Source organism: Saccharophagus degradans 2-40 (assembly GCF_000013665.1).
GTDB classification, from domain to species: domain Bacteria; phylum Pseudomonadota; class Gammaproteobacteria; order Pseudomonadales; family Cellvibrionaceae; genus Saccharophagus; species Saccharophagus degradans.
On record NC_007912.1, the window covers coordinates 1581591 to 1596158 of the forward strand.

Below are 14568 nucleotides of genomic sequence, written 5' to 3' on the forward strand. Positions count from 1 at the left end.
GTAGTAAGAGCCTACCAATTAAGCTGTTATAGGTTAAGGTTGCATAAAAAATGGATAGCGAGAAACAGGTGAAATGGTAGGAAGTAGCTCAAACCTAACTAAATTACATGTTGGCGAGCTGCGGGTAGGTATGTATGTGGCCAAGCTCGATCGCGACTGGTTAGATACACCTTTTATTATGCAGGGCTTTTTACTCGAAGATACTGAAGACATCGATATCGTGTCGGAGTACTGCGAGTATGTTTGGGTAGATACTGCACCGCATAAAGCTAGCCCCTATAGCTCGGGTGTGGGTACTGCTACTTCGGCACCTCGTTCGCGCTTTCAGCCGCATGTAGATGTGAAAGAAGAGCAGCGTAAAATGGTAAACGCCTTTCGCGCCGCTCGCCGCGAAACCAAGGGTATGCTCGATAATATTCGTCTTGGCGAAGCCATTAACACCGAGCAAGCCAAAGAGACTGTGCGCGAATGTGTGCAATCCATTATTCGACACCCTGATGCACTGCTATGGATGGCACGTATTAGAGACGAGCGGGAATACACTGCAGAGCACAGTTTAAATGTGTGTATTCTAGCTGTCGCATTCGGCAAGCAATTGGGGTTGGATGAGCAGGATTTAGAAAAACTAGGTTTATGTGGTTTGTTACACGATGTAGGTAAAATGCGTGTGCCGGTAGATATTTTAGATAAGCCCGGCGAGCTTACCGAAAAAGAAAAGCGCATGATGAAAGCGCATACTGTACACGGCCGTAACTTGCTTATGTCCACGCCAAGTATATATGCCGGCGCAATTGATACCGCCTACAGCCACCACGAGCGAATGGACGGTACAGGTTATCCAAGAAAAATACCTGGGAGCGGTGTTTCCTTCTTCACGCGCATCATTGCCATCGTCGATGCATACGATGCCATGACCGCAGATCGCTGCTATTCCCGAGCGAAAACCTCAACCGAGGCTTTAAAAATAATTTATGAAGCCAGAGGCACCCATTTTGATGAGCAATTAGCGCTAAAGTTTATTCAGACTATTGGCTTATACCCGCCGGGCAGCCTTGTAGAGCTTTACACCGGAGAGGTGGGTATAGTGTTGGAAAGTAACCAAACCTTTAGGCACTTACCCAGAATAATATTATTGCTGGATGAGCAAAAAAATAAGCGCGCAAAAGAAAAAATCGTAGATTTGATTCAAGTTGAAAGCGGCGATTTGCCACGTCGTTTTTTAATCAAGCAGGTTTGGCGGGATGGAAGTTTTGGCATTGTTTTAAGAGAGTATCAAAAGCGTGGTTTAGTTCTAAAACACTAGCGGCACCTTTATATGATTGATCAAGACGACCCCAATAACCCGAGCAAAAGAATGCTCGGCTTGTCTGACATTAAAACCCCCGTTAACGAATTGCACGTGGGTATGTTTGTTACCGCATTGGATCGCGATTGGTTAGAAACCCCCTTCTTAACTCAAGGCTTTTATATAGAAAGCCCCGACGATATTAAAAAAATTGCAGAATACTGTAAATACGTTTGGGTGTTAGGGCGACCCAAGCCATTACACACTGGTAAAGTGGATTTTGAATCTGGTGTGTTAATTGGCCGTAAGCCTACTAAGTATGAAGTTGTTCATAGTTCCATAGAAGAACACAAATTTGTCGATGGGTTTATTCAAAAAGCTTCAGAATTTACCAAGGGAATGTTAGATAACCTACGTGCTGGCGGAGTGCTAGATACCCAAACGGCACGAGGTGTCGTATCTGATGTAGTGGCATCGGTTGTGCGTAGCCCCGATGCGTTAATGTGGATGACGCGCATGCGCGATGAAGATGCCTACACTGCAGAGCACTCGTTAAATGTATGTATTCTCGCCACTGTATTTGGCCGTAAGTTGGGGTTGCGTAAACCGCAATTGATAAACCTTGGCTTGTGTGGTTTTTTACACGATGTGGGTAAAACAAAAATACCCGAAGCCGTATTAAATAAGCCGAGTAAACTCACCGATAAAGAAATGAAAATGATGCAGGCCCATGCAACTCACGGCCGCAATATTTTGATGGAAAAGCGCGACATGTATGAAGGCGCAATTGAGGTGGCTTATTCCCATCACGAGCGCCCAGACGGCAAAGGTTACCCGCGAGGGCTAAGCAGTGTTGATACATCGCTGTTTACTAAAATTATTTCTATTGTAGATGCATACGATGCCATGACCGCCGATCGCGTGTACCAAAAAGCGCGGCCATCGTCACAGGCACTTAACATTATTTACGAGGTGCGGGGGCAGCAGTTTGACGAAAATCTTGCTCTGGCGTTTATTCAAACAATAGGTTTGTACCCGCCAGGTAGCGTGGTGGAGTTGGTGAATGGCTGTGTAGGGTTAGTGTTGGAAACCAACTTAAACTACCGCCACCTTCCACTTGTTTTATTAATGCGCGACGAAAATAAAAAAGAGTGCAACCACCGTTTAGTTGACCTTGCTTTGACCGTGACGGGTGAGCTTAGTCGTCAATATTTTATACGTTACATGCTGCGCGATGGTAGTTGTGGCATTAGTTTAAAAGCCTGCTTCGAGGCGGGTATACTCAACCATTTGGGCGACGCTTAGTTTTTTCTGCTCGTTTTCTTCTGTAATACCCTACCGCTTTGTGTAGCTCATTCTTACCCAAATATGGCATTATACGCCGCCTAAAATAAACCTTTCTGGATTGTTAAATTGAGAACACCGCTAATTACCCCGCAGGGTTTAAAAGATTTAAAAGCCGAGTTAGATGAGCTTTGGCGAGTGGAGCGCCCAGAGGTTACTAAAAAAGTATCTTGGGCAGCCTCGCTTGGCGATCGCAGTGAGAATGCCGATTATCAATACAATAAAAAGCGTCTGCGCGAAATAGACCGCCGAGTGCGCTATTTGCGCAAGTGCATAGAAAACTTAAAAGTAGTGGAGTATCACCCAGACCAAGAGGGGAAGGTGTTTTTTGGGGCATGGGTAGAAGTCGAAAATGACGAGGGTGAAGTACTTACTTTTCGAATTGTTGGGTACGATGAAATTTTCAATAGAAAAAATTATATTTCTATTGATGCACCTATGGCCCGCGCGCTGTTAAAAAAAGAGGTCGACGACGAAGCCGTGGTGCGAACCGAGGCCGGCAAAACAACTTGGTATATTAATGCCATAAGATACGAGCCGTAACTTCGGCCCGTATCTTAGTTGGTTTTTTTATTTACGTGGTTGTCGCGTTTAATTGCCATTTAGGTTAAAAGTGGTTTGGTAAAAAGCTAGCTCAGTTTCTAGCATTGTACGAATGTTGTTGCCATCCCTAAAACCATGCCCCTCATTTTCAAAGGTTTTATAGGTGACTTTTACGCCGTTGGCGCGTACTTTTTCTACCATGTTTTGCGCTTGGTTGGGAGGCACTACTTTATCTTGCATGCCTTGAAAGACTAAAACGGGGCAGGTGATTTTTTCTGCGTAGTGAATGGGCGAGCGGTCGATATAAAGCTGTTTTTGTTCGGGGTAGGGGCCTATTAACGTATCGAGGTAGCGCGCTTCAAATTTATGAGTGTCGCAGGCAAGGGTTTCTAAGTCGCCAATGCCGTATAAGCTAACCCCCGCATTAAAAATATTCTTAAAGGTTAGCGCCGCTAGCACCGTGTAGCCGCCTGCGCTGCTACCTTTTATTATTGCCTTGCTGGGGGCGGCCCAGCCTTTATCTATGGCGTATTGGGTTGCTGCGCACATATCATCTACATCGTATACCCCCCAATTTTTATGCAAGCTTTCGCGGTATTCTCTGCCGTAACCAGTGCTGCCGCGGTAATTTATATCCATTACGGCAAAGCCGCGCGATGTCCAGTATTGAATTTTAGGGTTAAAGCTAGTGGATGTGGCGCCGGTAGGGCCGCCGTGGCACAACACTATTACAGGCGGGCGCTCGTCGCTTGTGGCGTCAGTTGGGCCGCAATAGGTTTGGTTAGTTGGGGCATAGTAAAAGCCGTGGCCGATTTGTGAGGTTTGCATCTCGCTTGACACCGCAAAACTAAAGGGCTGTGGGTGCGATATATTTTCGCTGTGCACGGGTAATGCGTTTGCGTGAATTGTTGTAAAGGTGGTTTGTGTATTATCCCAACGGTATATGCTGGGTAAGCTGGCGGCATTGGCGCCAATAAATACCGCTTGATTTGCGGCGCATACTACGCCTTCACATTCGCTAAGTTGTTCGTTTATGGGGTCTACGGGCTGCACACTAGGGGATGAGCTTAAGCAGTTTTCAACAGTTGCGGTGTACCACTTGCCGTTAGCGCTGTAGCAGCTAAATAGTGTGTTATCGTCTAATAAGCCGTAGGTTTTCATACCAAATACCCACTGCGGGGTGGCGAACTCGGCTTCTAGGTTGGTGACCGCAAGCCAGTCGTCATCGCTTGTGTTTTGGCCAAGCGCGCTGCTAGGGCAGCGGTATATGTTCCACCAATTGCTTTTGTCGCTTACGCAAAAGAGTTCGCCTGTTGGGTGCCACATTGGCTGAAATAAGCTTTGGTCTTTATTTGCGCCTTTAATAATGTGCGCGTTAGCAAGCGTGCCGTTATCTTCTATATCAGCTAACCAAAGTTGTGTGTTGTTCCACGGCATGGCTGAGTGGTTCCAGCTTATCCAGCACAGTTTTGTGCCGCAGGGCGACGGGCGGGGGTTGCTATAAAAATCTTCCCCTCGGTGGAGTATGCGTGTTGTTTTGGTGGCGGGGTTAATTGCCAGCAAATAATTGTGTGGTTCGGCGTGCGGGCTTGTGGGGGTATGCTCTTCGCAAACGGCAAATAATAATTGGCTGTGTTCGCAGTAGGTTAAATCTGCGTAGCGTTTATTGGCATCGGTGGCCTCTGTTAGTGCGTGAGGTTCGCTGCTGGGTTGAGTCCAGTCAATGCAATAAATGCGTTGGTCGTCCGCCAATACAAAATAAACCGTATTACCCGCAACACAGTAGCTGCCGCCACCGTATTCATGTACCTTGCTGGCAGCACTTAATGGCCGTGGTAACAGGTTAATTGGGCTGTCGCCCTGCATCATCATGATGGTGGTGCGGCCCTTTTCTTCTGGGCACGATTGCAGCCAAAAATAATGGTATTCCCCTGTGGGGCCACGCTGAATTGACGGCTCGGATATTTTAGGGTTTTTACCCGCTACTATTTCTGCGCTAATAGGCGAGTTCCAGCAGCCAAACGGCTTGGTTATTTTATTTGCCATATCGTTTTGTGCATCCTGTTAGAATATGTGCCTTTTTCTGTCGTATTTGTTGATAAATGACTATTTATTAAAAGGCGTTGGGGTTTACTCAAGGCTTTTTGCGGTAAGGTATGCTTACGCTGTTGTCCCAAATATTTACTTAAACACCCTAGTTTATCTATGAACGAAATAGAACGCGAAATTTCTGCCCAAATAACTGCGCTTTCGCCGCAAGCGTGCGTGTGGGTGGCGTTCAGTGGTGGACTCGATTCTACCGTGCTGCTGCATGCCCTATCTGTTTTGGGGGTTAAATGCCATGCGGTACATGTTAATCATGGCTTATCTATTAATGCAGATAATTGGCAGCGCCAGTGCAGTGTGTTTGCATCGCAGCGCGAAATTGCTTTCACGGCGGTTAAAGTGATTGTATCGGCTGAAGGTCGCGGTATAGAAGAGGCGGCGCGTGTAGCGCGCTATAACGCGATAGAGAATTTACTCGCACCCAGCGATGTATTGCTTACGGGGCATCACCGCGACGATCAAATAGAAACGTTTTTTTTGCGTTTAATGCGCGGGGCTGGTTTGCGCGGCTTGGGGGCAATGCGGCGCACACGCTCGCTCAGTCAGGCAATACTTGTACGGCCACTGCTAAATATTAGTCGGCAATCATTGCACGAATATGCCCTGCAACAGGGGTTAACTTGGATAGAAGACGAGAGTAACTTAGATACGCATTACGACAGAAACCTATTGCGTCAAACCTTTGTACCGCAACTTAAGGCGCGTTGGCCGCAAGTTGAAAAAAACGTAGAAACTACTGTGCAACACTTACAGGCAGCAGAAGATTTATTGCAAGAATATGCCGCCGCTGATCTAGCACTCTGCGAAAGCAGGCAAGAGCGACTAGGCTGCAGTATTGCGTTAAACCCGATGCGGGCGTTCTCGACAGAGCGTACCAGCCATATTTTACGCAGCTGGCTTGCAAGCTTAGGTTACAAATTACCAGACACTGCGCGCATGGTTGAGCTGCATAAAATAATCGCTGCAAAAGACGATGCAGCACCGCTATTGAATATTGGTGATTACAGCTTGTGTCGTTTTCAGCAACGGCTGTACTGTTTGCCGCGCACTGCAATCGAAACGGATTGCGCGCCACATACTTGGAACCCTATTGAGCCACTGCATGCCGCAGATGGTAGTGAGCTGCGGTTTACTGCTGCAAGCGACAACATGCCGGTTTTTGAGGTGGCTTACCGTCAAGGGGGGGAGCGCTGCAAGCCCGTGGGGCGAGGGCATTCGCAAACCCTCAAAAAACTATTGCAGGAATACGGTCTGGAACCCTGGCTTAGGGCTAAGGTGCCGCTTATTTACTATCAAGGTAACCTTATTGCCGTGGGGGACTTGTGGTTGTGCGAAACCGAAACAGGTAAGGGGGTAGAAGGGCATTTTGAATGGGGCTATTTTGAATGAGGCTATAAAGCACAAGCTACTAGGCCTACATAAATGAACAAGCTCATACAGTAATTAAGCTAAATCAAAACCTACGGTGCAAATAAACCTATGAAACAAGTTCTTGTTCTAGTAGCTGATGGTACAGAAGAAATAGAAGCCGTAACGGTGGTGGATGTATTGCGCCGTGTAGGGGCGAAAGTAACTGTTGCGTCGGTAATGCCGCAAATGGCGACTATTGCAGCCTCCCGTGGGGTGAAAATAGTGGCCGATACAATTCTAAGGCCGCATCTATTTGATACCCAATGGGATGCCCTTGTGTTGCCCGGTGGTATGCCTGGGGCGGAATACCTTGGCTTATCTGCAGAGGTAGTAACACTTATAAAGAACACAAAAGCGGCGGGAAATATTATTGCGGCTATTTGTGCGGCTCCGGCAGTAGTGTTGGGTCGCAACGGTTTGTTAGAGGGGGCCGAAGCAACGTGTCACCCCAGCTTTCAGGCAGAATTGGCGCATCACACCACGGTATCTAGCGCGCGCGTGGTAGATGCAGGCTGGCTTATTACGAGCCAAGGGCCCGGCACCGCAATTGAGTTCGCCCTAAAGCTGGTAGCGAGGCTTTACTCGCCAATCGAAGCTGCCGCGCTGGCAGAGGCAATGGTTGTAGATATTCCTATTTAGCGAATTACGCCTTTCCCTACTATGCTTACTGCATGGTAAAAAACAATTTAACTCTTTTTTCTACGTCGCTGTACAGAGCGGGGCGCTGCCTTGCGCTTGTGCTGTGCGTATTGGTTGCTGCAGGCGTTCACGGGGCGGTTTTAAAGGTTCATGTAACCTCTAATACTGCGCCATTACAAGATGCAGTGGTTAGCGTGCGTTCTGCAGATAGAGCTGCAGCTAGCTCTGCGGTGCAGCCAACACCTGCACCTGTTGCAGCAGCAATGGATCAGCGCAACCTGCAATTCTCGCCCAATGTCATTGCTGTGCAAACTGGTACCTTGGTGTCCTTTCCAAATAGTGATGATGTTCGCCATCATGTTTATTCGTTTTCTCCTGCAAAGCGGTTTGAGCTAAGGCTATATCACGGCACAACTGCCGACCCCATAAAATTCGATACAGCAGGCAAGGTGGTGCTCGGTTGTAACATCCACGATTCCATGTTGGGGTACATATTTGTTGTAGACACGCCATTTTTTGCTGTTACCGGTGAAGATGGCTTAGCAGCTATAAAAACCGACGATGCGAGTGAATGGGTTGTGCAGGTGGAGCACCCGCGCAGCAAAAATGTGTGGCAGCAAAGCGTGACCGCGGCGCAACTTAAAAATGGGTTAAGCGTCGACTTGGGCGGGTTAACACCCGACCCGCGCAAGGCAAAGCCTATCTCCGAACTCGATGCGTTGTTTAAGTAATATGCTGGCTAAGAGTCAACGCTATGCTTAACCTTAGCTATAGATTCAAATTGTTGTTATTTGTTGTCGGCATCGTGGTGGTGTTAGAAGCCGTTTCTTACACCTCTGCACGAACAGTCATTCGCGATGCTGTTACCGAGCAAGCGCGGGAAGACTTGCGCCGGGGCGGTGATTTATTTAGTCAGTTAATGAATAACCGCGCCCGTCTACTCGCATTGGCTGTTGGCGTAATGGTTGAAGATTTTGGTTTGCGTGAGGCCGTTGCAATTGGCCACCCTGCAACAATTGAATCTGCATTGCAAAACCACATGGCACGTATCCACGCGGACCTTGCCGTTGTGTTGGATGGCGAAGGAAAAGTCATTGCCGGTAGTGCGTTAATTCCAAATGCAGACAGTGAATTATTTTCTACGCTGATCGATAAAAATGGCTATGCGCTCATTTTAGTTGAAGGGCGGCTTTACCAGTTTATGCTGGCGCCAATTTTCGCTCCCGAATATGTGGGTACCGCAGGGGTTGGTTTTGAAATTGATCAGAGCTTAAGCGTATATTTAAAGCACTTAACTAATTTAGAAGTATCTTTTGTTCATGTATTGCCGGAATCACTTTTGTATCTGAATGGTACTTTAAGTGAGCAAGAGCAGGTTAGTTTATTGGCCAGTCGCGACATGGCTATTAACACGGCGGGCACAATTTGGCAGACAGAACATATGTTGGGCAATACTGTCCAGCTTAGCGCCGAACCACACAAGATTGTTGCATCGTTACAAATTCCTATAAGTAGTGCCATGCAGCCATTTTCGGTGCTCGATACACAGCTGTTTGGGCTTACTATCTCGTTTGTGTTTTTTGCTACGTTACTCTCTTTGCTTGTTGCTAGAAGTGCAACCAAACCTATTCAGGTTTTGGCAGATGCCGCGCGCGATATGGCTGATGGGTTATATGGACGCAGAGTTGTTGTTCATTCTAATGACGAATTTGGCGAATTGGCAGACGCCTTCAATACAATGCAGCACGCTATCGCCGAGCGCGAGAAAAAAATTGTGTATCAATTGCAGCACGATAGCTTAACGGGGTTGGAGAACCGCTCTCAGGTTTTGCCGCAGTTGTCGCGTTTACTTTCGGTTGCCCAGGCTAGTAATGCATCGCTGGCCGTGCTGGCGGTAGATGTTAATAAATTTACCCAAATTAACGATACGTTTAGCTCGGCAGCAGGGGATGAAGTGTTGCGTCAGGTTGGTACGCGCTTTCAGCAAATACTACCAACGCAAAGCGTTGTTATTCGCATGGGTAGTGACGAGTTTTTACTGTTAATTTCACTTGGTGCCGAGAGTGAGATGCTGAGTGTGCAAGAACAGTTGCAGCGCAATTTCGATGAGAGCTTTTTAATCGAAGGCGCACCCATGCGTATCGATTTAAATATTGGTTATTGTATCTACCCTCAAGCAGGGGATTCGCCCGAGCTGTTATTAAGAAGAGCAAACCTTGCGCTTAAGCATGCGCAGCAAACGGATGTTTTTATTGCCGAGTACCAGCAGGGCTGGGATGAAGCACATTTGAAAAACTTGCGCATACTTGGCGAGTTTAATAGTGCGCTCGAAGCTGGGCAGTTGGCTGTTTACTATCAACCTAAGGTGGGAGCAAAAGATAAAGCAAAAGTGTGTGCAGAAGCGCTTATTCGCTGGATACATCCAGAGCTTGGCTTTATTAACCCAGAAACCCTTATTCAACTTTTAGAAAATGCTGGCCAAGTTGGCGCATTAACGCGCTGGGTGTTGAGCCGAGCCTTAACCAATATGGTTGAGCTGCGCGAGCAGGGCATTGATATTGAAGTGTCTGTAAATTTATCTGCATTGGATTTATTAGAAGACGAATTGCCAGATTATGTCGCATCGCTTCTACAAGAACATAATATTGCTGCAGCTAAGCTGTGCTTAGAGGTTACCGAAAGCGCTCTAATGCGCGATGCAGAACACAGCCTTGCAAATTTACACCGCTTTAATCGTTTGGGGTGCGCTCTGTCGGTAGATGATTATGGTACTGGTTATTCGTCTTTGTCTCAGCTTAAGCAGCTGCCGGTGTCGGAATTAAAAATAGATAAGTCGTTTGTATTGCAATTAGATCAAAACAAAGACGACCAATTTATTGTGCAATCTACAATTGAGTTGGGCCACAGTTTGGGGTTAAGCGTAACTGCCGAGGGTGTGGAGAACGAGGCTAGTGGTGCCATATTACGGTCTTACGGGTGCGATACTTTGCAGGGGTATTTTTATAGTAAGCCCGCGCCATTACCTGAGTTTTCGCTTTGGGTTAAAAATTATATTGCGAATGTTCACTCATGGAGTGCGAATGAATAATAGTATACAGCGTGCCGTGTTTACTTTCTGTGTGGCAGCTTGTTTGGCTGCCAATACGCAAGCCGATCGCCCTGGTAGCCGGGTTATTGCAACCGGTGCCGTTAGTACGATTGAAGGTGCCGCTGGTGGTGGCATTGTGCCCATGGCGGTGCTTTCTGGCTACGGTAGTAACGAAGAGCATGGAGGTGCCGTGTTTGCTAGTAAAGTTGCCACGTCCGACTACGCGCTTACGGTACTGGGGGCAAGCTGGAGTTATGCTAACAGGGTGGAGTTTTCGTTGGCTCAGCAGACGCTACAACATGAAACCTTGTCTGGCGCGCTGGGGGTGGACGACACCACAATAGCGCAGCGTATAGTGGGTATAAAAGTAAGAGTTGCCGGTGATGTGCTTTATACGTCTATACCTCAAATTAGCGTAGGGTTGCAGCACAAGACCAATTTGGACTTTTTTATTCCATCGGCAGCAGGGGCCAAAGAAGACAGTGGCTTAGATATATACGCCAGTGCCTCTAAAGTGTATTTGGGCGGGCTGGAGGGGTATAACCTATTACTTAACGGTACTTTGCGGGCGACTAAGGCTAATCAGACTGGGCTGGTAGGCTTTGGTGGAGATAAAAACAGCGAGCACCAGCTGCAAGTGGAGCTATCCGCCGGCATATTTTTAAATAAACACCTTTTGATTGGCGCAGAGTACAAGCAAAAGCCAGATAACCTAAGTTTTGCTGCAGAAGATGACTGGCAAACAGCGTTCGTAGCTTGGTTTCCCAATAAGCGGCTCGCGGTGGTAGCCGGTGCGGTAGATCTTGGGGAGGTTGCCACCTTGCCCAAGCAAACCGGCTGGTATTTATCTTTCCAGGGGAGCTTGTAATCATGTTTAGCGCGATTAGAACCGTATCTATTGGAATGATTGCAACCCTATTGTTACTGGGGTGCAGTAGTTTGCAGGGGCAAAACCAGACTCTTTATAAGCAGTTGGGTGGGCAAGATGGAGTTTCTGCGCTTACTAGGCAATTGCTAATTAATATGGCCGCAGATAATCGCATAGCCCCTAGGTTCCGCGGGGTGAATATAGGCAAGTTTAAAACAGGGTTAGATACCTACCTGTGTAGCATTACCGATGGTGGCTGTGTGTATGGTGGTGACAGCATCAAAACTATTCACTCTGGCTACAATTACACTGCAACAGAGTTTAACGCGCTTGTTGAAAACCTCATGCAAGCCATGGAAACGCTGCAGATCCCTACGGCAACCCAAAACAAGCTGCTGGCCAAATTGGCGCCAAGCTACCAAGATGTGGTTTATCAGTAGCTGTCTGCGGCTATAGCTGCTCAGGGCGAGGAGCTATAGAGGTTAAACAAACCTAAAATATACCCAATCCTTAATTGAGAAAGAAAGGCTTTTCTGGTAATCTGGCGCCCCATCTTAAGGGCGGTATTCAAAGGTCGATTTTTCTCCTTTTCGAGTCCCCCACCTTCCGGCCCAGCCGGATTTCGGCAGAGCATTGGCTGGGCACAATTCAACAGATCACTGTTCAAGATCAATTAGTCACAGATCACAAGGGTTTACATGACGCGTTTTATTTTCGTAACGGGTGGTGTTGTTTCGTCATTGGGTAAAGGAATTGCCTCGGCGTCACTCGCTGCAGTACTTGAGGCCCGCGGCCTTAAAGTGACCATCCTCAAGCTTGATCCATATATCAACGTAGACCCGGGCACCATGAGCCCTTTCCAGCACGGGGAAGTTTTTGTTACCGATGACGGCGCAGAAACCGATTTGGATCTTGGTCACTATGAGCGCTTCATTCGCACCCGTATGACCAAGCGCAACAACTTCACCACCGGGCGCGTGTACGAAACCGTATTGCGCAAAGAGCGCCGCGGTGACTACCTTGGTGGAACTGTTCAGGTTATTCCCCATATTACCGATGAGATTAAGCGCCGCATCTTAGCTGGCGGCGACGGTGTAGATATTGCGCTAGTAGAGATTGGCGGCACCGTGGGTGATATTGAATCCCAGCCGTTCTTAGAAGCTGTGCGTCAGCTTAAAGTGGAGCTAGGCAACCAGCGCGCATTGCTTATGCACCTTACGCTTGTGCCCTATATTGCTACAGCAGGCGAAACCAAAACTAAGCCTACCCAGCACTCGGTAAAAGAGTTGCGTTCTATAGGCTTACAGCCAGACATTTTATTGTGCCGCTCAGAGAAAGAAATAGACGTAGATTCACGCCGTAAAATTTCTTTGTTTACCAACGTAGAAGAGCGCGCAGTTGTACCGCTACCAGATGCGAAAAGCATCTACCTCATTCCTCGCTTGTTACAAAGCTATAACCTAGACCAAATCGTATTAGATAAATTTGGCCTAGAAGCCGCAGAAACAGATTTGGCAGAATGGGATGAAGTTGTACGCCGTGAGCAAAACCCAGAGCATGCCGTTACCATTGCAATGGTAGGCAAGTATATGGATCTGCTCGATGCCTATAAGTCGCTTAACGAAGCGCTGTTGCATGCAGGCTTACACACCTTAACCAAAGTTAAGATTAACTACATCAATGCAGAAGATGTAGAAACTCAAGGCGTAAGCATTCTAGAAGATGCCGACGCGATATTAGTGCCTGGCGGTTTTGGTGAGCGCGGTTTAGAAGGCAAATTAATGGCCGTGCGCTATGCGCGTGAAAACAAAGTGCCATACTTGGGCATTTGTTTGGGTATGCAAACCGCGGTTATCGAATTTGCGCGCAACGTATTAAAACTCGATGGCGCCAACAGTACTGAGTTTGATCGCAAGTCTCCTTTCCCTGTTATTGGTCTTATCACCGAGTGGATAAACGAAGAAGGTAAAGTAGAAACGCGCGATGAAAGTTCTGATTTGGGCGGTACCATGCGCTTGGGGGCACAGGAGTGCCACCTAGAAGAAAACAGCCGAATTCGTGAAATTTACGGCAAAGCCAATATTATCGAGCGTCACCGTCACCGCTTTGAAGTAAACAACCGGTTCTTGGACCAGTTGCGTCAAGGTGGTTTGCGTATTGGTGGCTGGTCATCCGACGACACATTGGTAGAAGTTGTGGAAGTGCCAGATCATCCTTGGTTTGTGGCTTGTCAGTTCCACCCAGAGTTCACCTCTACGCCGCGCGATGGTCACCCGCTGTTTACTAGCTATATTCAAGCTGCTGTAGAGCAGAACGAACGCGCTAAATAAATGTATCTACACCTCCACCTGGGTGGGGGTGATACTAAGAAGCTATTAATACAAGACGCTACTAATACAAGACGCTACTATGCAAGATAAAATTATTAAAGTAGGCAACATAGACGTTGCTAACAATAAGCCGTTTACACTCTTTGGCGGTATGAACGTATTAGAGTCGAAAGACTTGGCATTGCGCACCGCAGAGGCTTACGTAAACGTTACCCAAAAGTTGGGTATTCCCTACGTATTTAAAGCGTCTTTCGATAAGGCCAACCGCTCTTCTATTAACAGCTATCGCGGCCCAGGGATGGAAGAGGGCTTGCGAATTTTTCAAGCGGTTAAAGATGAGTTTGGTGTACCTATTATTACCGATGTGCACGAATGTGATCAGGCTGCCCCGGTTGCCGAAGTGGTAGATGTTATACAACTGCCTGCATTCTTAGCGCGTCAAACAGATTTAGTAAAAGCCATGGCGGCAACAAATGCGGTAATTAATGTAAAAAAACCACAGTTTTTAAGCCCTGGTCAAATGAAAAACATAGTAGAAAAATTTGCGGAAAGCGGTAACGAGAAAGTTATTTTATGTGAGCGCGGCGCATGCATGGGCTACGACAACCTTGTTGTAGATATGCTGGGCTTTCGCACAATGAAAGAAGTAAGCGGCGGTTTGCCGGTTATTTTTGACGTGACTCACTCGTTACAGTGCCGCGATCCTTTAGGTGCAGCTTCAGGTGGGCGCCGCCATCAAACCGCAGAGCTAGGTCGTGCAGGTATAGCTGTAGGCATAGCTGGTTTGTTTTTAGAGGCTCACCCCAACCCAGCAGAGGCCAAATGCGATGGCCCAAGTGCGTTGCCGCTAGAGCAACTCGAAGCATTTTTAACACAAATGAAAACAGTGGATGATGTAATTAAAGGCTTACCCCCTTTAGACATTCGCTAGAACCCTTTTTAGTTAAAGTAAAGT

The 14568-nt window shown here is 47.4% G+C and carries 12 protein-coding genes; 11 read left to right on the top strand and 1 reads right to left on the bottom strand.

Going from position 1 to position 14568, the window contains the following annotated elements; all coding sequences use genetic code 11:
* The first annotated feature begins 73 nt into the window (after nucleotides 1–73).
* From SDE_RS06475 to greB, 3 genes are all read left to right on the top strand, one after another.
* On the top strand, nucleotides 74–1303 hold the full coding sequence (locus SDE_RS06475) for an HD-GYP domain-containing protein (RefSeq protein WP_041324334.1): 1230 nt from the start codon (nucleotides 74–76) through the stop codon (nucleotides 1301–1303).
* A 12-nt stretch (nucleotides 1304–1315) separates the two neighbouring features.
* Nucleotides 1316–2590 (top strand): HD-GYP domain-containing protein, encoded by a 1275-nt coding sequence (locus SDE_RS06480; RefSeq protein ID WP_011467716.1) that lies wholly within the window; start codon nucleotides 1316–1318, stop codon nucleotides 2588–2590.
* 108 nt (nucleotides 2591–2698) lie between these two features.
* A complete protein-coding gene (gene greB / locus SDE_RS06485) occupies nucleotides 2699–3172 on the top strand; it encodes a transcription elongation factor GreB (RefSeq protein WP_011467717.1) in 474 nt (157 codons plus the stop codon).
* Nucleotides 3173–3220: 48 nt separating this feature from the next.
* Here the strand turns inward: greB and SDE_RS06490 are convergent, their stop codons facing one another.
* Nucleotides 3221–5218 (bottom strand): alpha/beta hydrolase family protein, encoded by a 1998-nt coding sequence (locus tag SDE_RS06490; RefSeq protein WP_011467718.1) that lies wholly within the window; start codon nucleotides 5216–5218, stop codon nucleotides 3221–3223.
* Nucleotides 5219–5377: 159 nt separating this feature from the next.
* On the opposite strand from SDE_RS06490, the gene tilS reads away from it, so the two are divergent.
* The 8 genes from tilS to kdsA all read left to right on the top strand — a co-directional run bounded on the left by tilS (nucleotide 5378) and on the right by kdsA (nucleotide 14544).
* Nucleotides 5378–6667 carry a tRNA lysidine(34) synthetase TilS gene (tilS, locus tag SDE_RS06495; protein WP_011467719.1) on the top strand — a complete coding sequence of 430 codons (1290 nt, stop codon included), beginning with the start codon at nucleotides 5378–5380 and terminating at the stop codon, nucleotides 6665–6667.
* Between the two features lie 90 nt (nucleotides 6668–6757).
* Nucleotides 6758–7327 carry a DJ-1 family glyoxalase III gene (locus tag SDE_RS06500; RefSeq protein ID WP_011467720.1) on the top strand — a complete coding sequence of 190 codons (570 nt, stop codon included), beginning with the start codon at nucleotides 6758–6760 and terminating at the stop codon, nucleotides 7325–7327.
* 32 nt (nucleotides 7328–7359) lie between these two features.
* Nucleotides 7360–8058 carry a methylamine utilization protein gene (locus SDE_RS23050; protein ID WP_011467721.1) on the top strand — a complete coding sequence of 233 codons (699 nt, stop codon included), beginning with the start codon at nucleotides 7360–7362 and terminating at the stop codon, nucleotides 8056–8058.
* A 23-nt stretch (nucleotides 8059–8081) separates the two neighbouring features.
* Nucleotides 8082–10415: a putative bifunctional diguanylate cyclase/phosphodiesterase gene (locus SDE_RS06510; protein WP_011467722.1), complete on the top strand. Its 2334-nt coding sequence runs from the start codon at nucleotides 8082–8084 to the stop codon at nucleotides 10413–10415.
* A complete protein-coding gene (locus tag SDE_RS06515; protein WP_011467723.1) occupies nucleotides 10408–11283 on the top strand; it encodes a DUF3034 family protein in 876 nt (291 codons plus the stop codon). The genes SDE_RS06510 and SDE_RS06515 overlap by 8 nt, the downstream gene beginning before the upstream one ends.
* Nucleotides 11284–11285: 2 nt before the next feature.
* A complete protein-coding gene (locus SDE_RS06520; RefSeq protein WP_011467724.1) occupies nucleotides 11286–11723 on the top strand; it encodes a group I truncated hemoglobin in 438 nt (145 codons plus the stop codon).
* A 258-nt stretch (nucleotides 11724–11981) separates the two neighbouring features.
* Nucleotides 11982–13613, top strand: coding sequence for a CTP synthase (locus tag SDE_RS06525; RefSeq protein ID WP_011467725.1), 1632 nt, complete (start codon nucleotides 11982–11984; stop codon nucleotides 13611–13613).
* Between the two features lie 79 nt (nucleotides 13614–13692).
* Nucleotides 13693–14544, top strand: coding sequence for a 3-deoxy-8-phosphooctulonate synthase (gene kdsA, locus SDE_RS06530; protein WP_011467726.1), 852 nt, complete (start codon nucleotides 13693–13695; stop codon nucleotides 14542–14544).
* The last annotated feature ends 24 nt before the right edge of the window (nucleotides 14545–14568 follow it).